Here is a 22,273-nt window from a genome sequence, read left to right on the forward strand (position 1 = left end):
TATCAAGGGATCATGGGTCTTTCTATGTGCGAAAGTCGAGTAAATTAAAAAGGAGTTGTTAATGTTGGTTCATAATTTTAATATTGGCAGTTTACCACTTCGGAATGCAAAACTTTATGCAAACAGTAAAGCTTTGATTATGGATGATCGTTTTTTAACATTTAAGGAATTTAATCATCGTGTTAATCAACTTGCTAACGCCCTAAAAAGTATAGGTATAGCGAAAGGTACAAGAATTGCGACATTACTTCCAAATTCATTTGAACTGGCTGAAGTTTACTTTGCTGCTGCTAAGTTAGGTGCGATTGTAGTTCCAATTAATTTACGAATACTCCCTCAAGATGTCACCTTTATTTTATCTGATTCTGGAGCAAAAGTTGTTTTTGCTGACAGTGATACGCTAACATTGCTTGAGCCAAAAGCGAGGAACTTAATGGAGAATATAATCATAACAACTGAAAATAATCCAGAGTTAAATTTGGTAGATTATCATTCATTAATATCAGTCTCAACTAAGGATGAACCAGTAAATCAATATGATATAAATTCAAAAGATACCTTGATGATTTGTTACACGAGTGGAACAACAGGAAAGCCAAAAGGATGTATGATAAGTCATGGAGCATTTTTAGCAAGTAATTATAATATAACAATGAGATGTGGTATAGAAGCTAGTGACTGTTGGTTGAATGCGTTGCCATTTTATCATGTAGGGGACCTTGGGTTTTTCTTTGCATATTTTCAAATGGGAGCTACTAATGTTCTTTTGAAGAAGACAGAGATACCTTTAATAGTAGAAAATATAAAACGTCATCATTGTACCAGTACACTAATAGCTCCACCATTAACATCGGAAATAATTAATTTTCAAAAACAATCGCCATTTGAGATCTCTTCATTAAAATTCATAGTTGCTCCTGCAGCACTAGATTCTATGGAAGTTATTCGAGGAATAACGGATATCCTAAAATGCGACTTTCTTGGGATCTATGCTCAGTCCGAAGCTGGTGATGTTATTTCTTCAATTGGCCTAGAAGAACAACTTGAACGTCCAACTTCCTGTGGAAAGCCAGTTGCAAATTTTGAATGGAAGCTCGTAGATGAAGATGACAATGAAGTGAATTTAGGTGAAAAAGGTGAACTCGTTCTTAGAGGACCATCAATCATGCAAGGGTACTGGAATAATAACGCTGCTACAGAAGAAACATTTAAAAATGGTTGGCATCATACCGGGGATATTTGTAGGGAAGATGAAGACGGCTATCTGTATATGGTTGACAGAAAGAAATATCTGATAAAACCAGGTGGATTGAATGTTTATCCTAAAGAGGTTGAGTCTTGTCTTAGGGAACATCCTGCAATTCAGGAGGCTGCAGTTGTAGGAGTACCAGATTCGAACTGGGGAGAGGCTGTTAAAGCATTTGTAGTCTTAAAGCCAGGTAACACATTAACACCAAAAGATGTTTACGATTGGTGTACAGGACGAATAGCAAATTTCAAACGACCAAGTTGGGTAGAATTTATTGAAGCTATTCCTTACAATTTTACTGGGAAACTATTGAAGGATGATCTTGTTAACAGACCATTATCCCCAGAACACAGCACTAAAGTACTAAGTAATTAGATTAATAATATTTTAAGATAATTACTTTAATGAATAGGATGGTGGGTATGAGAACAAAAAATATAGGCACACTTTTGGGGATTAAGCATCCTATACTTTTGGCCGGTATGGCTGGAATTTCTGATGCGGTATTGGCAGCAGCAGTATCTAATGCTGGTGGACTTGGAACAATAGCGGGTGCTATGGAGACGAGCAAGTCTTTATCAGAACAAATAAAAAGAATTCGAGAATTAACGGATAAACCTTTTGCAGTAAATATCCCCCTTATTTTTGATCACACTGAAGAACTAGTAGAGACGGTGATTAAAGAAAGGGTAAAAGTAATCATTACTGCAGCAGGAGATTGTCAATTATATACAGAACGTTTGAAGGCAGCAGGATGCATAGTAATACATGTTGTACCTAGCCCTAAACAAGCTAAAAAAGCAGAGGATGTAGGTGTTGATGCGGTAATTGCAGAAGGGTTTGAATCAGGCGGAGCAGCCTCACCATATGAAATTGGGACGATAGCTCTTATCCCACAAGTGGTCGATTCAGTAAATATACCTGTGATAGCAGCGGGTGGGATCGGAGATGCACGAGGTTATTTATCCTCTTTTATTCTTGGAGCTTCAGGAGTCAGTCTTGGAACTGTTTTTTTAACAAGTAAGGAAGCTCAAAAAGCAAGTAGTTTATATAAAGAAATGTTGCTTAACTCAGGAGCTGCGGATACTGCCATTGCTGCAAAGGGAGTTTTAGGAATTAGATTATTAAAGAATAATTTGTATTATGAGATAGATAGATTAATAAATAATGGTGCAGACCGAAATGAAATCAAGTTTTTAATATCTTCCAGAAACAGTGAGTTATTAAGTTGTGGTCAAGGAGTGGGCTTAATAGAAAATATTAGAAGTGTATATGACATAATTGAGGATCTTATCAGTGGTGCAAAGGAGATTATCGGAGAGTTGGATTACAACCGTCTTTAACCCACGAGAAGGAAGGTGAAAAAATAAAAGGGACTAGCCAAAGGACTAGAGCTTTCAGGAAAAACTAATTCCGAGAGTCTTTTAGGAGTATCAAGAGGTACGATGAGTCTGTTTGCAAAACGGTAATAGCCGAAGCTGGATGGAAAAAAGTTTGAGTGCCATGATTGCAGAAAATAATGAATGCGTTTTCAATTTTTTAGGCGAAAATAGGTATACATCAAAGATTCTATCAAAGTATCGGGGAGTTAAAAGCATTTTCATTTTAGGTATAAGCCAAAGTAATAATTGAGTATAAAGGGGGACATGTAAATGCGTACAATAGATGTTGGTAAAATAATTGATGAAAGTAAAGTTAATCGCTTTCATTTGGGTGTGTTATTTTGGTGTTCTTTTTTAATAATATTTGATGGTTATGATATTGTAGTATACGGATCAGTAGTTCCTATACTGATGGAGGAATGGTCTATTACAGCGCTTCAAGCAGGAGTAATTGGGAGTTACACAATGTTCGGTCTTATGTTTGGAATGTTATTTGTTAGTCCAGTAGCAGATAAGTTTGGCTGGAAAAATGTTATCATATTTTCTACAGCATTATTTTCTATATTTACAGGTTTAGTGTGTTTTGTAAATAATCCCACTATGTTTGGCATTTACCGTTTTATTGCCGGAATTGGGATGGGTGGAGTAGTTCCGGTTCTCATTGCTCTCACAACAGAATATTCTCCAAAAAAGGTCCGTAGTACATTCATATCTATCATGACAAGCGGTTATTGTTTAGGAGGAGTAATATCAGCAGGGATAGCCATTGTTTTGATTCCTGAATTTGGCTGGAAAGTGATGTTTTTAGTGGGTGCACTTCCTGTCCTTTCAATTCCATTTTTATATAAATATCTTCCGGATTCGCCAAGCTTTTATTTAGCAAAAAATCAAAAGGATAAAATTAGTTACATTTTGAAAAAAGTTAATCCGGAATTTAATTCTAAAGAAGAAGACCAGTATGAAATAAAAGTTCCAAAGAAATCAGAAATACCAATGATGAAACTATTTTCCGATAGGAGATCTTTAAGTACAATTATGTTTTGGATTGCTTCTGCAATGTGCTTATTAATGATTTACGGACTAAATACATGGCTTCCTAAATTAATGACTGAAGCAGGGTATGCACTTAACTCCAGTTTAATGTTTTTATTGGTATTAAACTTTGGAGCTATCATAGGCACTATTGTTGGAGGATGGATATCTGATCGATGGAGTGGTAGAAAAGTAGTAATTATTTTCGCTATTGTGGGAGCATTGTCCCTTATTTTATTGGGCTTAGGTGGAAATATTTACATCCTTTATCTACTAATTGCCCTTGCAGGAGCTACTACGACAGGTACTCAATTAACCACATACGGTTATATCTCACAATTTTATCCTCCCACCATGCGTTCCACTGGTATTGGGTGGACATTGGGAATCGGAAGGATTGGAGGTATAGCAGGCCCGGCCGTTGGTGGAATCTTGATATCCATGAGTTTACCATTTCAAGTAAACTTTTTAATATTTGCCATTCCGGGTATAATTGTAGCTCTTGCATATATATTTGTACAAGAAAAATATAGTGATTCAGCTATAAATACCGAACCCAAAATAAATATACCTGAATCAACTTCAGTTAAATCCTAGCTACAAATAGCTCAATTTTAATTTGCAGAATTATTGCAATATTATGAAATATTATCAACTCTAAATGTAAAATTTTTTCTAAAGAGCTGTAATCAAAAAAGAATTTATGACTAAATCCACTCTATTTATAACTGGGATAAAGTCAAAGTACAAAATTAATAAAGTTGTTCATTTCCATGTAAGGTCTGAAATTGCGAATTTCAGATAAAATGACGAAGAAGAGCCATTTTTGGCTGTGGAACTCTTAACAAATTGAACTGTCTTAATAGAGTATAAATTGATAGCTTAAGATAAAAAAAGGAGCAGGAAAAATTTAATGTCCAGATCTATGAGAAAACAGAGCCTTTATCAGTTAACATTAGAAAATATAAAAGAAATAGAAAAAGATAGAAAGCTGCTAGAACAGATTGAAACAAAGATAGAGAATAAATATATCAACGAAGCAAATAATGCTAAAAGATGAAATAAAGAACAGACAACCACAACTGCAGGCTTTTGTTGAACGATAAAGTCAGGATTATCCGAATGATCCTCTAGTTGGTTCATCTATGACAGGCTGGGGTGCAGCTGAACTATTAGTCGAAGAGATTAAGAGGAATGGTGATGATTTAACTTGGGATAATTTTCTTCAGTCATTCTACCATTTTGATAACTGGGAAGACTCCATTCATTCAAGCATGAAGTTTAGTAAGGGCAACTACTTTGGATTGACTAGTAAGACGATTCCTCAGGCTAAAGACGGAGAAATATCACCAATTTCTAACCCAGCTACATTTGACCGTGCATCGATAGAATAAAGTTTGAAGAGTAGATGTCAGTATAGTTAGAACAGGGTGGGTTTACCATACTCCGCCCTGTTCAATTATGAATGGACTAGAAATTCATGAAGATGAACCAAACTACCCGCAGTGGGAGCAGGACGGCGCTTTTCCATCAGCAGGCTTCCTTTGTGTGGATAATTGAATAATGATGTGATGTGTTAGAGACGTCAGTTTGTGACTGCGGTCTATGTAATTATTGTATAGTATATAAGCTAACAAAGTAATGAATGGAAATGGTTTGAGTTTCCTGATAATTCGTATGATTAACGGAATTCCGTTAATATGTTGTAAAATTATTCTAGCACAAAAGTAAATCGAGAGGGGTATATACTTTGGAATTAAAAAATAAAGTAGCAATTATAACATTAATAATGCTGGGATTTTTAGAGATGTTAGACTTGTAAATATGTCCGAGGAAGATTGGGATACGGTAATGAACGTAAATTTAAAGGGGTTATTTTTTGTTTTACAAACTGTAGCCCCATATATGATAGAAAATAAATATGGCAAAGTTGTAAACCTTTCATCCATAGCTTATAAAGGTAATTTTGGTCAAGCAAATTATTCAGCCTCCAAAGCTGGTGTAGTAAGTTTAACTAAGACTGCTTCATTAGAACTTGCACCTTATATTACAGTTAATTGCGTCGCTCCTGGAACAATTGACACTCCATTATTACATTCCATGGATCCTAAAATAAAAGAGAGGATGCTTAAAAAAGTTCCATTAGGTAGAATTGGGAAACAAGAGGAAATTGCAAATACTGTATTGTTTTTTGCTTCTGATGCATCAAGTTATATAACTGGGACAGTTTTAGAAGTTGATGGGGGAATGACACAAGGTCTTAATTTAAGGTAGTGTCTTCCATCGTCTTCTTACAAACACTCACAAATGTTGAATCAATGATTGTGAGTGTTTTTTGTTTTGTAAAATCACTAGATTTTGCAGCTATTGTTTCGTGGAAAGAAATAGTTTGACATTTCTAATCAACGTGCTAACATTAACCATGTAAGGTAATTAATTCAAATGAATAAATGAATCAAATCCGCTAGAGGTGCCTTTTTAAAAGGCTGAGATTGAAGTGTCTACTTCGGGACTCTATGAACCTGATCTGGGTTATACCAGCGTAGGGAAGTGGGAAATTCGATATTTGGAGAGCAAATGCTTTATTTCAAATTTTTCGACCACTTTCTTACTTTAGGAAGTGGTTTTTTGTTGTTTACTTGATTTCATTGAAAAGTAGCATCTTCAAATAGGAGGGGACTTGTATTTTAACGAGTATTAAAGAGAAAGAGTTACATATTATATCCAATGGTAAAATGGCAATCGAACAGTTAGGGGAAATTGTAAGTGATATTCATCCATATATAACTGCAATTCATATACGAGAAAAACAAAAAACTGCTAGGGAACTATTTGAAACAGTAGAACTTTTAACAGAAAATAACATATCACTGTCAAAGATCATGATTAATGACCGGGTAGATGTTGCATTCGTAACAGGGGCCAGAGGCGTTCAATTAGCCTTTCATAGTTTAGATGCAGCAAGTGTAAAAGAAAACTTTCCTCAGCTTAGGATAGGGAGTTCTATCCATTCCTATCATGAAGGTCTAAAAGCAAAAGAGAAGGGTGCAGATTACGTTCTATACGGACATGTTTTCCATTCTCAATCAAAACCAGATAAGATCCCAAACGGTCTTGAGGAAGTAAAAAAGCTATCAAATTTAGATATTGATGTTATTGCCATTGGAGGGATAACACCTGATAATACGGAGCAAGTTCTAAAGGAAGGGGCAAATGGGATTGCTGTCATGTCAGGTGTTTTAGAAGCGCGTGACCCATTATTGGCAGTAAAGGCTTATCGTAAGGCATTAAATAATGGAGGTGAATAAAATGGAAAATTCTTTTGATGTTGCCATAATCGGAGGAGGAATTAACGGAGCCTCGATTGCCTATCAGCTATCAAAGATAGGAAGAAAAGTAATCATTATTGAGAAAAATCAATTGGGGTGCCAAGCTTCAAGTGCAGCTGCAGGAATGCTGGCGGCACAAGCGGAGCTGGAACAAGACGGTCCCTTATTCCAGATGGCTTTAAAAAGTCAGAAGATGTTTTCTGATCTCTCTAGTGAGTTATTTGAATACAGCGGAGTCGATATCGAGTATGTGAATAAAGGAATGTTAAAAATTGCAGAATCAGAAGAAATCGCATTAGAAGTAAAAAAACAGGTCACCTTTCAAAGGAATTGGGATCCAGAAATAAAATGGCTGGATACAAAGGAAGTAAGAGAAATGGAGCCATCACTGTCACCGAGTTTAGCTGGTGGGATGTATCTCCCGAATGATGGTCATGTGCAGCCAGCAAAGTTAACACAAGCTTTTGCAAAAGCGGCAGTCAATTTTGGAGCGGAAATACGTCAAAATACTGAGGTCCTTTCATTTAAATTTGAAAATAGTCAGGTAAAAGGCGTTATTACCACTAATGGCATTGTAAATTGTGATCAAGTTGTCGTCGCCACTGGAGCTTGGTCTGCAAAATTAATGCGTGAAGCTGGAATTGATATTCGTGTGTATCCAGTAAAAGGCGAATGCTTTTCCGTTAGAACAGAAGAGCCGATTATCAACACAACGATTTTTTCGGATAAACGATGTTATCTCGTACCAAAACGTAATGGGGAAATTTATATCGGTGCGACCATGATTGAAAATACATATGATAACAGTGTTACACCTAAGGGTATCGCAAGTTTAATAGAAAGAGCCACTCAACTGGTTCCGGAGATTAAGGATGCGGCATGGGAGCGAGTATGGTCTGGAATTCGGCCACAGACAGGAGATGGACTTCCTTATATTGGTGAGCATCCAAGATGGCAGGGGTTATTTGTTGCTGCTGGGCATTTTAGAAATGGGATTTTATTAAGCCCTATTACAGGGAAACTAGTAGCTGATTTAGTAGCAGGCAATTTGCTAAATGATGATCTACTCTCAGCTTTTCAATTAGAAAGATACAAAGAAAAAGTACGGTAGGAGGTAAAAACATGAGGGTAATATTAAATGGGGAGTTAATCCAATTACCAGAACATGTAGTATGTATTTCCGATGTTCTGGAACATTATGAAATCCATAATAAGGTCGTTGTTGTGGAAGTAAACGGTGAAATCGTAAACAAGGTTGAACACCAAAGTACTAGATTATCAGATAAAGATCGAATCGAAATAGTCCATTTTGTAGGAGGCGGTTGATATGTTAAAAATAGGTTCATTATCCTTTCAATCTCGTTTGTTGCTTGGAACAGGAAAGTATCCAAGCTTTGAAATCCAAAAGGAAGCAGTGGAAGTTTCCGAAGCAGAAATTCTTACGTTTGCAGTTAGACGAATGAATATTTTTGAAGCAAGCCAGCCGAATTTTTTAGAACAGCTAGATACCAATAAATATAGTCTGCTGCCAAATACTGCAGGAGCGAAAACAGCAGCAGAGGCTGTCCGCATCGCAAAACTAGCGAAAGCTTCAGGCCTATGCGATATGATTAAAGTGGAAGTGATCGGCTGTGATAAAACCTTACTTCCTGACCCGATTGAAACCCTAGAGGCAACGGAAGAATTGGTGAAGGAAGGCTTTATTGTCCTCCCCTATACCTCTGACGATGTAGTTTTAGCTAGGAAACTTCAAGAAGCAGGCTGTCATGCTATCATGCCAGGTGCCTCGCCAATAGGTTCTGGTCAAGGTATCATCAATCCTGTCAACCTTAGCTTTATTATCGAACAAGCGGTTGTTCCCGTTATCGTGGATGCTGGTATTGGCTCACCAGCTGATGCCGCATTGGCTATGGAATTAGGAGCCGATGCTGTATTATTAAATACGGCTGTATCGGCAGCAAAGGATCCGGTAAAAATGGCAAAAGCAATGAAATTAGCGATTGAAGCTGGACGATTAGGTTATGAGGCCGGTCGAATCGAGAAAAAGAGATATGCGGCAGCAAGCAGTCCAAAGGAAGGAATGAGTATCGGGTGAATAATCGGTACTCACGACAAGAACTATTTTCACCTATTGGTAAAGAGGGACAGCAACGAATTTTCAATAAGCATGTACTTATAATAGGAGCCGGGGCACTTGGAACAGCAAGTGCCGAAGCACTCGTCCGTGCTGGGATTGGTAAACTAACGATTGTGGATCGTGATTATGTAGAATGGTCTAATTTACAGCGGCAGCAATTATATACAGAGGATGATGCCCATAATCGAATTCCCAAAGTAATCGCTGCTAAAAGTCGTTTAACTGACATTAACTCAACTTTGGACATTGAGGCAATCATTGCGGATGCCTCTGTCGTAGAGCTTGAAACTTGGGGCGAAAAAGTGAATCTGATTATTGATGCCACTGATAATTTCGAAACAAGAATGATCATTAACGATGTTTCACAAAAGGTTGGAGTCCCATGGATCTACGGTGCTTGCGTTGGAAGCTACGGAATATCCTACACTATTATTCCAGAAAAAACGCCTTGCCTATCTTGTATACTAGAAACAGTTCCGCTAGGAGGATTAACGTGTGATACAGCAGGAATTATTAATCCTGCGGTTAACATGGTTGTTTCTCATCAAATAAGTGAAGCATTAAAAATTTTGGTCGGTGATTGGGATTCATTAAGAAACAAACTGGTTTCTTTTGATTTATGGAAAAACCATTATACTTCCATAAATGTAGATAAACTGAAAAATGAGGATTGCCCTACTTGTGGAGTAAAACGCTCTTATCCATTTTTATCCTTTGAAAATCAAACAAAGTCAGCTGTACTTTGTGGAAGAGATTCTGTCCAGATACGACCTTCCGTTCCTATTGTACGTAATTTAGAAGCTTTAGAAAAACTTTTCATAAATCAAGGGGGAACGGTACAGCGAAATCCTTACCTATTATCGTATACAGTGGATACTCACCGATTAGTCATTTTTAAAGACGGAAGGGTTTTAGTGCATGGAACAAAGGATATTACTGAAGCAAGGTCGCTATACCATAAATACTTGGGTTAATTAGAAGGAACAACAGCTGCATAAAAATAACCAAAACAAACAACCGCAAGCCCCTGCATTCATGCATGGGGTAAGGTTGTTTTATATTCATTTAAGGAACTAATGTTCTCTTAAAGTTAGCGTTCAATTAAATTATTTGATATAATAAGAATATGAAAAGTCTAATTCAGTATAAGAGCAATCTAAATGTTGTATATTCATGTAAGTATCATGTGGTTTGGTGCCCTAAATATAGAAGAAGTGTATTGGTAGATGGAGTAGATGAAAGACTTAAATCTATTCTATTAGAAGTTGCCGAAGATACTAAATCTGAGATTATCGAAATGGAGATTATGCCAGATCATGTGCATCTCCTCGTTGAATGCGACCCACAATTCGGAATCAACAAACTAATTAGAATGATGAAGGGAAGAAGTTCTCGGTACCTTCGAAGCGAATTTCCATGGTTAAAAAGTAGAATTCCATCTTTATGGACAAATAGCTATTTTGTTTCCACTGTTGGTGGTACTACGCTTGATGTTGTAAAAACAGTACATAGAAAATTAAAAAGGAGTGTAAGACATGGCAGCCTCAAAAGATAGAAGTCTCTCTTTTAGCGCTACGATTCGATTAAGGACCAATGCCAAAGAAGAAAAGTATATTTTGATGTTGTCTGATTGTGTAAGGCAGCTTTACAATGCTTGTCTAGGAGAATGTATAAAGAGGCTTAAGGCGATTCAACAAACAGATCTATACAAAGAAACAATTCGTTTATCTAAAACGATCGAAGAAGAGGTTGAAAAACGCAGAGTTAATTTCAAAAAACTCAATGAGACTTTTGGGTTTACGGATTATTCTATTCAATCATTTGGAACAAAAACAAAAAATGACTCCAAGTTTATAGCTGAACATTTAGGTACGCACATTTGTCAAAAAATCTCTACTAGGGCTTTTAGGGCTGTGCAAAAATTTGCCTTTAAGAAAGCGAAAAGGGTATGGTTTAAACGAAAAAGTGAGTTTGTGTCCTTAGAAGGAAAAAACAACAAAACATTTCTAACCTATTCCAATGGTTATGTTTTTATTGGGAAAACACTTACGTTAAAATGCCTAATCGACCCCAAAGATCAATGGATGCAGCACGCACTTAACAATCGAATAAAGTATTGTCGGCTTATTAAAAAGGAAGTAAAGGGGAAAAATCGGTTTTATGTTCAATTAATTCTGGAAGGTTACCCTCATCACAAATATGAATTAGGAAACGAAAATATTGGGCTTGATATTGGTCCCTCTACGATTGCGATGGTTGGGGAATCGAAAGCCGAATTAAAGGAATTTTGTGAAGAAGTTGTTTCAATCGATAAGGAAAAAAGACGAATCAATCGTAAAATGGACCGACAGCGACGATCAAATAACCCAAATAACTATCAATGCAATGGTGTTGTGAAAAAAGGTAAAAAGAAGTGGATTAACTCCAAGAGATACATCAAAATGCGTTCAAAACACAGAGAATTAGAACGAAAAATTAAAGAAGTTAGAAAACAGCTTCATGGTCGAGATACCAACCAAATCCTTCAACTAGCCTCTTCCATTCAAACAGAAAAACTCTCCTATAAAGCATTTCAGAAAATGTACGGCAAAAGTATTGCGAGAAAAGCACCCAGTATGTTTTTAAACATGTTAAAACGAAAAGTAGAATCACAAGGCGGTAGATTTCGAGAGTTTCCCACTTACTCCACAAAGTTATCTCAGACCTGTCATTGTGGGACAATTAAGAAAAAAAGACTAAAGGACCGCTGGCATGTTTGTGCATGCGGGGTCCATACACAACGTGATTTATACAGTGCATTTTTAGCTAGATATGTAACAAAATCAAATCAAGTAGATATTCAAAAGGCTGAAAAAGATTGGTCTCAACTATCAAATGTCTTAGATAAATGCATCTCAAATTTGAAAAATAGGAAGTCTGAAAGAAAATTTATCTCAACGTTTGGCTTTTAAATACCTATGAGATTAATAGGTTAAATCTCTCGGTGCAGACATACCCCGGAACAGTCAATAAGTTGTGAGTGGCAAGGGAATCCGAGCCCATGTAGATAGTTTTGTTTCGATTATTTGCATTAGAACGATTTCGGCTATAGAAGCCTTTTAGACCAAAGTGAAGTCCTCTTTTAGAATCATTCTAGAAGTTGGAAGAGCCTAAGTTGTTTAAAGGTGGAACCCCCTCCATTAATGGATGGGTGAGTGTCAGAACAATCGCTGTTATTGGTACTCATAATATGGGTAAAGGGATTGCCCTAAGTTTTGCAAAAACAGGATATCAAGTATTTCTTGGCTCCCGTAATCTCGAAACCGCGAAGGAAGTAGCATCCCAAATTGGTTTATCTCGTATTACAGGCGTAAGAAATGCAGAAGCCGCAGAGTGCGCGAACCTCGTGTTCCTCGCCATCCCTTATCAAGAAAACAATCCAACCATTTGCGAATTGCGGACAGCATTAAGAGGAAAAATCATCGTCGATATTTCCAATCCGTTAAATGCAACGTACGATGGCCTGACAACAAAGCCTGATACTTCCGCGGCCGAATCCGTTGCAGACCTTTTGCCGGAATCCCGTGTCGTCGGTGAGTTCAAAAACACGTTTGCAGGCGTATTCTACGAACCGTATTTTAATGATGGGCAAAAAACGACAGTATTGGTCATCGGTGAAGACGAACAAGCAAAAGCCCAAGTGACGGAACTGATATCCACGCTGCCGTTTCAGGCTCTCGATGCAGGCGGACTGCAAAAAGCACGTACGATTGAACAAATGACCGTGCTGCTCATCGGGCTAAACATGAAACATAATTATAACTGGCATACCGGTATTCAGGTTGTTTACTAAACCATAAATTATTTTTTTTCAGGTTATAGAAAAGACGGCAAAAACTCCTATTTTCCCTTGTTAGGTGAGGTAGGAGTTTTTTTTGTATTATTTCACAGACTATGTGTTTGCTGGTACGTATGTTTTGGAAGTAGTTTATTAATCACTTTTGATCATTAAAACAAGCCACGCTGTGTGAGGTTAGATCGTAACTAAAATTAATAGGGCTTTAGTAGCCCCTATAAATCTTCAAATATCAAATTCTTTTAGTATATGAACTATCTACCCTTAGTTTTTCCGATGATTTCTTTTTATTTGCTTTTTGGTTCTTTTTTTGCAAACGTTTGAGCATTTTCTTTAGCGCTTTTCCGCTCTGCTTTCTGCATTTGTTTAAGCATTTTCATTAGAGCTTTCTGCTCTGCTTTCAGCACTGAATTTTCTTCATTAGATTTCTTCTCTGTTTTGCTGTTTTCAAGGCTTATAGAAAATGACGTAATTACTTCTTCTTTGGTGCCAATTACTTTTTTTAGTTCTTTTAGCTGCATTTCTTGCTCAACTGCTAGATTCCTTAATGTCCCAATCAATGATTGATATTTTTCATTGGTTTCTCTCATTTCGGCTAGTTGTCTTTGAAGTTCTGGAATTTCATTATTACTGTTATCAATACTTACAGTCAATGAAGCTAGATATTCTTTTTTTGTTGCCAATTCACCTTTTAAATATGTTTCTTGTTTTAACATGTTAGCCACTAACTCCTTAATACGAATCGTAAGGGCCTCAAGTTCTGACCTGTCTTGATGATCATCACCTTCGGCTGTCTTTAAATCATGAGTTTTATCTGCGGTAAGGGCTTCAGTTTCTGAATTGTCTTGATGATCATCACCTTCGGCTGTCTTTAAATCATGAGTTTTATCTGCGGTAAGGGCTTCAGTTTCTGAATTGTCTTGATGACCATCACCTCCGGCTGTCTTTAAATCATGAGTTTTATCTGCCGTAAGGGTTTCAGTTTCTGAATTGTCTTGATGATCATCACCTTCGGATGTCTTCTTTAAATCATGAGTTTTATCTGCGGTAAGGGCTTCAGTTTCTGAATTGTCTTGATGACCATCACCTCCGGTTGCGTTTACATCATGAATTTCATCTGCCATTCTTTACACTCCCTTTTGGATAAATATTAAGTCTTAAATAATAATCATTAGATGAAGAGAATTTTTCACAAACATACATTAAAATATGCTGGTAGGAGAAATATGGAATGGACAAGTATCTAACATAAAAATAAGTAATAAAAAGAAATAAATTCAGCTTCAAATCTATTTTAGAATACAAAGGTCGCAGAAAATAAGATTATTATGACTAGTTTAAAACCAGGGATTATTTTGTCAGTAAGTAGCGGAATTGACTTCGCCTGTTCCGAGCACATAGGGTATCGGCTTACATTCATTAGCAAATAATTGATTGAGTAAGAGTTCTTTTATTTTGTTGGTCACAATTCCATGCACTTCGGGGTCAGTCCCCCGCTGAATTACTGCTTTAATTCAACGGGGGACTGACCCCAATGTCAAGAAATTCTCTCTTCAAGAAGGGGATAAGACTGAAAAATATTTATTGCCTCTACGAAACTAAGCATGAACGTACTCCTCCAAATATCTTTTTATGAAAGGTTATAGGATATTTCTTTTACTTATGTAGAGTAAATAACCTATTACTATCGCACCAATTACACCCTTTTATTTCCAGATAGAAACGATAAATTCAACGAGATAAAAAGGATTTTTTCATAGAAACAAAGAATATGGGTAATCGGGATAAAGACATAAGAAAGAGGGTGATGTTATAGAAGAAAAGTAATTTCGAGTTTTCGCTAGAAAAGTGGGGTGAGCTTTACCAGGTTGCCAAATCTGCCGAAACAAATATGCCAAAAAAAAAGCAACCCGAAGGCTACTTATTGATATTTATTGCTTAAAAAACGTAATATATAACTCCCCATCTGGAGTGGATATAACGTCTGAATAATTTGTAACGAAGTCTGTACCATACCAATAATTTATTTCGTCTTTAGTCATTTCTTTATCTTCTATATTAAACTCAGTTACGCCGTAATCAGGAGCTTTACCTAGTTGAATCTTAACAATTGGATTTTTTCCCGTTGTCACTCAACGTTTTTTACTTCCCAATGAGTAATTTCTGAAACATTTATTGCGATTTCATCTTCGTAATTTGGTGCTTCCATTTTTAGCCTATGTTTATGTGGAAGGGAAATCGGTTCAAGGAACACTTCTAAAAGAGGGATATGCTAGAGTGGATTATATCATGAACCCTTCCTATAAATACCTTGAACAGTATAGGGAGGAGGAAAGAATAGAAAAAAGGAAAAAATCAATATTTGGAGCAGGTTGAACTTCGTGACGAACTGGGGATTTAATGGGTGTTTGTAATAAAACCAAAGATTAGTGCCAGGGACCTTTCAAAATTGGGTGGTGCCTGGCACCTTTTTTTGCATTCTAATGGTATGTTTGTCCAAGCATTTCCTTCCTTTTTTAACTAAATGTAATCCAAAAAAATTTGCCAATCCAAAACGCAAGTAAAAGCCAAATCAGAATGAATAATATGGCAACAAACCAGTTTTTTGGTTTACCATTTTTCATCATTTCTTCAGCCTTTTCTTTTTTTTCTTCAATAATGTAAGACGGTACTAATTTCAAAGCAAGTAAAATGCCCAGCGGGACAATAATTAGGTCATCGAGAAAACCTAATACAGGGATGAAGTCAGGTATTAAATCGATAGGACTAAAAGCATACGCAACCACACAAATTGCGACCAATTTAGCATACCAAGGAACTCTAGGATCTTTGTAGGATAAATAAAGTACGAATAAATTTTGTTTTAGTTTTCTTGCGTAGTTTTTTAATTTCGTCAAAATGTTTTGTTGTTCCATGCAACTCCTCCATTCCTAGTAATGATTATAGAGTAAATTAGGTAAGGAATGAATCATTTTCGATCGTCACTGTTCAATTTACGGGGCTTTCGTTAAAAAAGCCTGCAAAATTAAATTACTTCCATTATTCGTTAAAGAAAGTAAAAAAAATCTTTTAAACGCAATCTGTTTACCATTGAGTGAATACTTGAATGTATGAAAATGTTTAATACATTGAAAGTTGTGGTAAATATCCAACAAGATAGGAGATGATCGAATGGATGAGCAAAAACAAAGTTACTATATCAATATTCAATCGAATGAAATTTTCAGAGGGCCTTACGAGGGAGAGTGGGATTTTAAAATTGAAGCGACAGATTCTCAAGTGAATGTCCTTGAACGACTTTTTGATCGAAATGATGAAACAGATTGGGAAAGTTATGTGCGATCACACATTCCATATCTTGAATATCATCATCAGCCTCAAAATAGGGAATATGACCAGCGAATACTATTAATCTATACGATGCTTTATTACTTAGGTGATGAAAAAACCCGTGCACATATTAGACAAATGAAAATTCTAAATGAAGATAGTCCAAATATTCAGCACAAAGGATTTTAAAACTACTGGAGCCTGTTGAAGAGAAATCAGCTATCGGTAGTAGTTTAATTAGTTTGTCAAAGGGTATTACATGCATCATCATAGATTGATAGGAGGAATGATAGCATGAATAATGAAAAATACCCAAGTAAAATACCCGAACAGGAACAAAATCAGCAGCCGGTATGAAGGCCTCAAATGCAGCGTTTATTTCAGCTGTTAAAAGGTTGATTGATGGTAATATGACGCCTAAAGGTGATATCATCATCAGTTTAGTTATCGGAGAGTTACAAGGTGGAGTCGGTACGGTTCATTTACTGGAAAGAGGGTTACGTGCTGACTGGTTTATTAATGGGGAGCCTTCAGATATATCCGTCGTAACCCTTCATGCGGGTGCATTTGAAATTGCTATCCATGTAGAAGGAGAAAGTCGACACCTTTCAAAAAAAGATGAGGGTGTTAATGCAATTGAAAAGGCGATTAAAGTAATAGAGAAACTAAAAACCCTCAAATTCTTAGGTGCAACGAAACCAGAATATGAAGGGCTAAACCGCTACAACATTGGGGTAATTAAAGGCGGATTAGGAAAAGAGTATATAGAATGGCGTGTTCCTCAAGTACCTGATTATTGTACCGTAAAGGTCGCACTTCGTTATGCGCCAGGTCAAACCCATGAGGGAATGAGAAGCAAATTAACTGGATAGAAAAACAGTATTGAAGATACTTGAGGATACTAGGAAAACATTTGCAAGTAGTCTTGAAAACTGTCTAAGCTACGTATGAAGACTTTTTATTGAACGATAAGTTGTAGAAATTATTTGACATAAAGTTTGGAGATAAATGATCCTTTGGGGTTCGTAAGAAAGTGTATTCGCCAAAAAATTATGTGCTAGTCACTAGACAAATGTTACAAATTTTGACTAGTGACTTACACTTTTTCTAATAGACACCACATGAAGTTAACATGGTGTCTATTTTTTATGAAAATAATTATCCCTGGATTTAAACAATTTCAATTGAAAATCCATCCAAAATGCAAAAAACGCCTTCAAAAAATATTTTTAAAGGCGTTTTTTGACGTTTCGCCCTAAAAATGTCCTCAAAAGTAGAAAAGGGAAGTTCGATTTACTCAGCCAATCTCGTTACTGTAGAAGTGCTGGTCGTGAGCCTTCACATAAAGTTCTCACGAAGGAAAGCTTAAAACTTGGTGATGAGAGGGCGTTATTTATCGTGAGTATAAAATCGGGTAATACGGAAGAATTTAAACAGTTTTCGCAATTTAGTTCCCTTCAGGAATTTAATCGACATATGGAAATGTGGTTAGTAGAACACAAGCATGATTTTACGAAAGGGGAGCTGGTCGGATTAAAAAGGCTCGTGCGATTTGCCGCCAAAGTTCCCGGCGTATGCAATGCCAAAATTGGAACCATCTTAAAATCCATTCACGCACAATACGATGATAACGGCATATCAAGATCTACCTTTAAACGAATGATTTTGAAAGCAAAGGAATTCGGGATCATTACAGTCTTTGAAACAGAAAGGAAAAACGGTTCGCAGTCTAGCAATTTATATCAGTTTAATCGTTTTCCATCGAATGAACTACCCAAAGAGGAAAAAATGAACCACCAATATAAAACTAGTAATCTTTTAAAAACAAATAACCAAAAGATAAATAAACGTTACGAAGAACCGTCAACATTAGATTATTGCTATGTAAGTAGCCGAGTACCACAACCTTTTGTCCAATTGGTAAAATGCTTTTTCACTGATGCAAAAACCATTGAAGAATATTGGCATATGGTGCAAATTACTGCTTTTCGCTTTGAGTGTACAAATGACACAGAAGATATACTTGACATCTCCATCCAGGCCTTTAGACAACTAATTCGAAAAATAAAAAGGACCAATTTCGTAAAAAATTCAATCGCCTACTTTTATGGAATCTTAAACAACAAATTCATGACATTCTATTTGAAAAAAGTATCTGCAATGGGGACTACAACGCATATATCCCATGCTTTTATAGATGGCATAGGTCCAGACTGGGATTGGTTGCAGCCAAACGAATTAGGATTTTATTGCCCTCGGAGGACATGAAAGGAACCAAATCGCAGAAAAATGTCGCATCTTTGTCATTATGCACCTGAATTATGACGAATCCTGTTTGCTAAAGTTGCAGTAAAAAAGTCCAAATTAGCGTTTAATAGATTTATGGGGTAACCGCATTCATCGCTTTAATTAAGGAGTGGAGTACGATTATAATTAAAAATTTCTTTATTGATAAGAAAGTGATACTTGTGATGGGTGAAAATGATCAAAATGGAAAGCTGTGTTCCAGGATCATAGTAGAAAAAACGACTTTACTGGTGGACAGACCGCCACTACATTTATTAGACGATACATTAAAATACATAGGCTTTGATATACGGGGAGCAATAGCCGGAGCAAAAAATATTCTTAATAAGACGGTTATGTGTCCAATCATTGTAAATCCCTATCAAAGCGTTTGCCTTTTTCCCAACAAATCTCCACAAAAACAAGACTGCATCTGGTTTAATCCCGACCATATTGTCAACACCAAAGCAAATGGCAACAAGACCGAATTAGAGTTAAGCAACGATCATTTCATACTTGTCGATGCAAAATTAACTTCTTTTAATAATAAACTACAAAAAGCCAATCAATTAAAACGGCTCACGCAGGAAAGAGGGATTCAAGCTAGTACCCTCCTCTTATATCTGGATCCGCCAAAAAGGCATCAGCTTCTTAAGAAGAAATCAGGCAAGTATAATTTTGATATTTTAGAAGAAAAAAATGAAAACCCACTAAAAGAGATTTCATCTTATAAACTAAAATGATATAGCAAGCGATCACTCGGATCCAGATTACAACAAAGATCACTAATTTAATAAACCCATTTATTATTTTACTTGGTAGTGTTTAAGCACAGAATAATCGCATCCTATTTTGTGATACAATTTGAGTAAACTGGCACGAATAGAGTGGTCTAATTATGAAAGTTGATAAAGACCAAATGGATAATCAAGAAGAACAAGAGATTTAGTGAGCTGTATCCTCCAGTAGGACATGAACAGTTCCCTAATAGCTTCATGGCGTGGCACTTTAATTTTGTCAGTATTGATAGCATGATAACCGGTAGATTTATCCAAATGTCTGGAAATGATCCAGCATTTTATCCCATTGATAAAATGCTCAAATTCCTCGGCCTTATTTATGGTCAGGAAGATCATGAGGTTGTGAAAGATGTTCTTGAAATCGACCGGAATCAACTGAAAATAAAAATCAATCTAGAGGGTCATGAAATTTGGCGACACGTTTTAGTGCCTACGACTTATTCATTTAGACATCTACATAATAAACAAGTGAACTATTTCTTTAGGAAGTAATTGGAAAAATTATGATATATTTATAAAAGGGGGGATGCAATTTGAAGGGAAGCATGATCAAATTTTTCGCAACCGCTTTATTTACTTTACTTCTATTAATATTAGTTGGATGTACCGAAAAAAAGGAAACGATAACTCAAGATGAGAATTTAAAGACCATTGAAGCTGTATTACAGAATAGCCTTACAGGTCCAAGTGATGAATTGAAACGAATATTGGATAATGAAAGTGAAGAAAAGTTTGAAGCGTTAAATCAATATGAAGAAAAGATATTTAAAGCTTATTTTGCAAATGAAACGTCCTACAGAGATTTCGTTAATAGCTACGGGTCGCTGGTAATGATTCAACCGAATAGTGATTATTACAATTTTAAGATAAAGAACATAGAATATGAAGAAGTCGATGCAAAAGATAGTGTTTATAATTTCTCAGTAGAATTACAGTTCGAAAAAGAAGGCAGTGAAAAAACAGAAGCTGGGATCGTAACTGGGCAAGCGAATTTAACTGAAGAGCACAAAATAGAAGGAATGTTAATTCGTACGAAAGATTTTTGGAGCTCAAGAAATAAGGAAATGAAAGAAATTAGAGATATATATGTAAAAGATGGGAAAGTGTTATTGATGGTGGCACCAGATCCATCTCTTTCAGCAAGAAAACCCTATGGATACCTATTTGATTTCACGGCACCTTTTGAGACTTTTAAAGGGAAAGAGTTAGCTATTTATGCTTACCATAAAGAAACAGGAGAAAAAATTATAGGATTGCCCCCAGAAACAATTAAAGAGCCGTCAACAGGCTATTCCACTTTAGAGCGATTCACTGCTACCTTTGCAGTACCAAAAAGCGGCTTGTGGCGTTATGAAGTGGTATTAGATGGTGAATTTTACGCTGATGTTGTTTTAGCGGTTAAAGAATAAAACAGTGTATTGAAAAATGAGCAACTGAGCGAATTCAGTTGCTCTTTTATATGCTTTTTTACGGTTAATAATGTCTGATCAAGGTACTAATTAAGTCGTTAATTTGATTTTTCTCCCCAATAACTGAACCCACTAGGTTGCGTGATTTCCTTCTTTTTATACAGGCTGCATTATATGATTACCGCCATTGGAATGGACCACCTCTGACATAGTTTTCACCACCGAATGACAAAGAATGTACCAGAATGACAGACTGTTTACCCCTGCAATCTATCTGATGAAAAAAGATATAAAACCATAGTTCTGAGAATCATCATGTTATAAAAAATTGATTAAATTTCAATAAGATCAGTCTTCTGCAACCGGTCCAGATTAACTCGTGTATTACGTAGTAGACTTATACTGCGCAGCAAAGATATTCTTTTTTTTGCTGAATTTGTGAAAGATTGTACTTAAGCTAACGGGCAGTTCAATAAGCAAAATAGAAAATTTATATAAAATTGGAACCCTTTTTTCTTGTGAACGTATTAAAGTAAAGCGTTAGGTTAGTTGAAGAAAATAGAATTATCTTATGAAAGGGTGTTTCTAATAAAAACTAATTTATTCATGCTTTTTAGTTGCCTTATAAGAGATACGAAGATAACTTCCATTAAGAAAAGTTTTTGCATTAAGAGGGAAGAGGGGGAAGATTTTGATAAAAAAAAGATACCAATATCTAATCTTAAATATTCTTTTATTATTTTATATGGTATTTTATGTGCTAGATTTGTACTTAAAAGCTGAAAATATTAAGGAATTGATTTTGATCTATGTTACTTTTTTTCTAATAGTTAATCTTTTAATATTCATTATTAATTTTTCTTTTAATAAGTTTTTTAGTTGGTATGATAAACATACGGCAGAAAAATATAACTTTTACCAATGGATGGGTAATCCTCAAGCACCAATAATGTTTTATGAAGAATTTTCAAGTATTAAAAATTTTGATCATAATAATTTTGTAGAAAATTGCAATCGTATTAAAGAAAAAATGTTACGGGATTTGCCTGAGCAAAGTGACCTGAAAGGATTTAGAACTTTTCTTGAACTTGAGACATCTAGTCCTCGACTAACATCGCTCTTAGGTTCAATGCAAACAATATTAATTGCTGTCATTACCTCATCTCTTATTACTACTTTGAATTTTACAAATTGGAGTGTTTGGAAGTTTATTATTAGTTATATTTTATTTTTAATTTTTTTTGTGGGCTTAATGAAAGTAATAGACTTTATTAGTAAAACTATTGATAGAGATAAACTTTTATTGGTATTGGTTAATGAATGTATTCAAGAAAAGGAAAATCAAGAAGTTGTATAAGAGGAATATACATCTATCACAAAGTTGATTGTGATGGTTTAAAGAGCATCCTTATTAAGCTAACGGGTGCGATACTTGAATAATGGTATCGCACCTTTTTATTATTTTAATAAAAGTAAAACTGTTG

Annotated in this window: 23 protein-coding genes, 1 pseudogene and 1 riboswitch; of the genes and pseudogenes, 22 read left to right on the plus strand and 2 right to left on the minus strand. The window is 35.8% G+C overall.

Annotation, left to right across the window (positions count from 1 at the left end):
• Positions 1-61 precede the first annotated feature (61 nt).
• The 14 genes and pseudogenes from AC2TFD_RS14090 (at position 62) to AC2TFD_RS14155 (ending at position 12,961) form a co-directional block, all read left to right on the plus strand.
• A complete protein-coding gene (locus AC2TFD_RS14090) occupies positions 62-1,624 on the plus strand; it encodes a class I adenylate-forming enzyme family protein (RefSeq protein WP_484676064.1) in 1,563 nt (520 codons plus the stop codon).
• A gap of 47 nt (positions 1,625-1,671) precedes the next feature.
• The gene (locus AC2TFD_RS14095) at positions 1,672-2,592 is read left to right on the plus strand and encodes an NAD(P)H-dependent flavin oxidoreductase (protein ID WP_484676065.1); all 921 of its coding nucleotides are present in this window, start codon (positions 1,672-1,674) and stop codon (positions 2,590-2,592) included.
• Positions 2,593-2,901: 309 nt separating this feature from the next.
• A complete protein-coding gene (locus AC2TFD_RS14100; RefSeq protein ID WP_484676066.1) occupies positions 2,902-4,260 on the plus strand; it encodes an MFS transporter in 1,359 nt (452 codons plus the stop codon).
• A gap of 316 nt (positions 4,261-4,576) precedes the next feature.
• Positions 4,577-4,723, plus strand: coding sequence for an FbpB family small basic protein (locus AC2TFD_RS14105; RefSeq protein ID WP_484676067.1), 147 nt, complete (start codon positions 4,577-4,579; stop codon positions 4,721-4,723).
• 85 nt (positions 4,724-4,808) lie between these two features.
• Positions 4,809-5,057, plus strand: a complete 249-nt coding sequence (locus AC2TFD_RS14110) for a hypothetical protein (RefSeq protein WP_484676068.1) — start codon at positions 4,809-4,811, stop codon at positions 5,055-5,057.
• A gap of 388 nt (positions 5,058-5,445) precedes the next feature.
• Complete coding sequence (locus tag AC2TFD_RS14115; RefSeq protein WP_484676315.1) at positions 5,446-5,937, plus strand: SDR family oxidoreductase; 492 nt, start codon at positions 5,446-5,448, stop codon at positions 5,935-5,937.
• 182 nt (positions 5,938-6,119) lie between these two features.
• Positions 6,120-6,229: riboswitch (TPP riboswitch) on the plus strand.
• A 169-nt stretch (positions 6,230-6,398) separates the two neighbouring features.
• Positions 6,399-6,971: a thiamine phosphate synthase gene (locus AC2TFD_RS14120; RefSeq protein ID WP_484676069.1), complete on the plus strand. Its 573-nt coding sequence runs from the start codon at positions 6,399-6,401 to the stop codon at positions 6,969-6,971.
• Between the two features lies 1 nt (position 6,972).
• A complete protein-coding gene (gene thiO / locus AC2TFD_RS14125) occupies positions 6,973-8,103 on the plus strand; it encodes a glycine oxidase ThiO (protein WP_484676070.1) in 1,131 nt (376 codons plus the stop codon).
• A gap of 11 nt (positions 8,104-8,114) precedes the next feature.
• Entirely contained in the window at positions 8,115-8,318 is a 204-nt protein-coding gene (gene thiS, locus AC2TFD_RS14130) for a sulfur carrier protein ThiS (RefSeq protein WP_484676071.1), read from the plus strand.
• 1 nt (position 8,319) lies between these two features.
• Positions 8,320-9,087 (plus strand): thiazole synthase, encoded by a 768-nt coding sequence (locus AC2TFD_RS14135; protein ID WP_484676072.1) that lies wholly within the window; start codon positions 8,320-8,322, stop codon positions 9,085-9,087.
• The gene (locus AC2TFD_RS14140; RefSeq protein ID WP_484676073.1) at positions 9,084-10,103 is read left to right on the plus strand and encodes a thiazole biosynthesis adenylyltransferase ThiF; all 1,020 of its coding nucleotides are present in this window, start codon (positions 9,084-9,086) and stop codon (positions 10,101-10,103) included. Before AC2TFD_RS14135 ends, AC2TFD_RS14140 begins: the two co-directional genes overlap by 4 nt.
• Before the next feature lie 152 nt (positions 10,104-10,255).
• Positions 10,256-10,649: pseudogene (gene tnpA / locus AC2TFD_RS14145) on the plus strand (IS200/IS605 family transposase).
• 15 nt (positions 10,650-10,664) lie between these two features.
• A complete protein-coding gene (locus AC2TFD_RS14150; RefSeq protein ID WP_484676074.1) occupies positions 10,665-12,080 on the plus strand; it encodes an RNA-guided endonuclease TnpB family protein in 1,416 nt (471 codons plus the stop codon).
• Positions 12,081-12,319: 239 nt separating this feature from the next.
• Positions 12,320-12,961 carry an NADPH-dependent F420 reductase gene (locus tag AC2TFD_RS14155; RefSeq protein ID WP_484676075.1) on the plus strand — a complete coding sequence of 214 codons (642 nt, stop codon included), beginning with the start codon at positions 12,320-12,322 and terminating at the stop codon, positions 12,959-12,961.
• Positions 12,962-13,251: 290 nt separating this feature from the next.
• On the opposite strand, the gene AC2TFD_RS14160 is transcribed toward AC2TFD_RS14155, so the two are convergent.
• The gene (locus AC2TFD_RS14160) at positions 13,252-14,088 is read right to left on the minus strand and encodes a hypothetical protein (RefSeq protein WP_484676076.1); all 837 of its coding nucleotides are present in this window, start codon (positions 14,086-14,088) and stop codon (positions 13,252-13,254) included.
• Positions 14,089-15,190: 1,102 nt separating this feature from the next.
• On the opposite strand from AC2TFD_RS14160, the gene AC2TFD_RS14165 reads away from it, so the two are divergent.
• Positions 15,191-15,340, plus strand: a complete 150-nt coding sequence (locus AC2TFD_RS14165; protein WP_484676316.1) for a hypothetical protein — start codon at positions 15,191-15,193, stop codon at positions 15,338-15,340.
• A gap of 140 nt (positions 15,341-15,480) precedes the next feature.
• Here the strand turns inward: AC2TFD_RS14165 and AC2TFD_RS14170 are convergent, their stop codons facing one another.
• Entirely contained in the window at positions 15,481-15,879 is a 399-nt protein-coding gene (locus AC2TFD_RS14170) for a YkvA family protein (RefSeq protein WP_484676077.1), read from the minus strand.
• A gap of 256 nt (positions 15,880-16,135) precedes the next feature.
• Between AC2TFD_RS14170 and AC2TFD_RS14175 the strand changes: the two genes are divergently transcribed.
• From AC2TFD_RS14175 to AC2TFD_RS14205, 7 genes are all read left to right on the plus strand, one after another.
• Positions 16,136-16,483: a hydrolase gene (locus AC2TFD_RS14175; RefSeq protein ID WP_484676078.1), complete on the plus strand. Its 348-nt coding sequence runs from the start codon at positions 16,136-16,138 to the stop codon at positions 16,481-16,483.
• 164 nt (positions 16,484-16,647) lie between these two features.
• Positions 16,648-17,166, plus strand: a complete 519-nt coding sequence (locus tag AC2TFD_RS14180) for a peptidase dimerization domain-containing protein (RefSeq protein WP_484676079.1) — start codon at positions 16,648-16,650, stop codon at positions 17,164-17,166.
• 526 nt (positions 17,167-17,692) lie between these two features.
• Positions 17,693-18,562 (plus strand): hypothetical protein, encoded by an 870-nt coding sequence (locus AC2TFD_RS14185; RefSeq protein WP_484676080.1) that lies wholly within the window; start codon positions 17,693-17,695, stop codon positions 18,560-18,562.
• A gap of 179 nt (positions 18,563-18,741) precedes the next feature.
• Positions 18,742-19,323 carry a competence protein ComK gene (locus AC2TFD_RS14190; RefSeq protein ID WP_484676317.1) on the plus strand — a complete coding sequence of 194 codons (582 nt, stop codon included), beginning with the start codon at positions 18,742-18,744 and terminating at the stop codon, positions 19,321-19,323.
• A gap of 312 nt (positions 19,324-19,635) precedes the next feature.
• Positions 19,636-19,872, plus strand: coding sequence for a hypothetical protein (locus tag AC2TFD_RS14195; protein WP_484676081.1), 237 nt, complete (start codon positions 19,636-19,638; stop codon positions 19,870-19,872).
• 41 nt (positions 19,873-19,913) lie between these two features.
• Positions 19,914-20,789 (plus strand): hypothetical protein, encoded by an 876-nt coding sequence (locus AC2TFD_RS14200; protein WP_484676082.1) that lies wholly within the window; start codon positions 19,914-19,916, stop codon positions 20,787-20,789.
• Positions 20,790-21,480: 691 nt separating this feature from the next.
• The gene (locus AC2TFD_RS14205) at positions 21,481-22,146 is read left to right on the plus strand and encodes a hypothetical protein (RefSeq protein ID WP_484676083.1); all 666 of its coding nucleotides are present in this window, start codon (positions 21,481-21,483) and stop codon (positions 22,144-22,146) included.
• The last annotated feature ends 127 nt before the right edge of the window (positions 22,147-22,273 follow it).

Source organism: Neobacillus sp. plas4 (genome assembly GCF_057221695.1).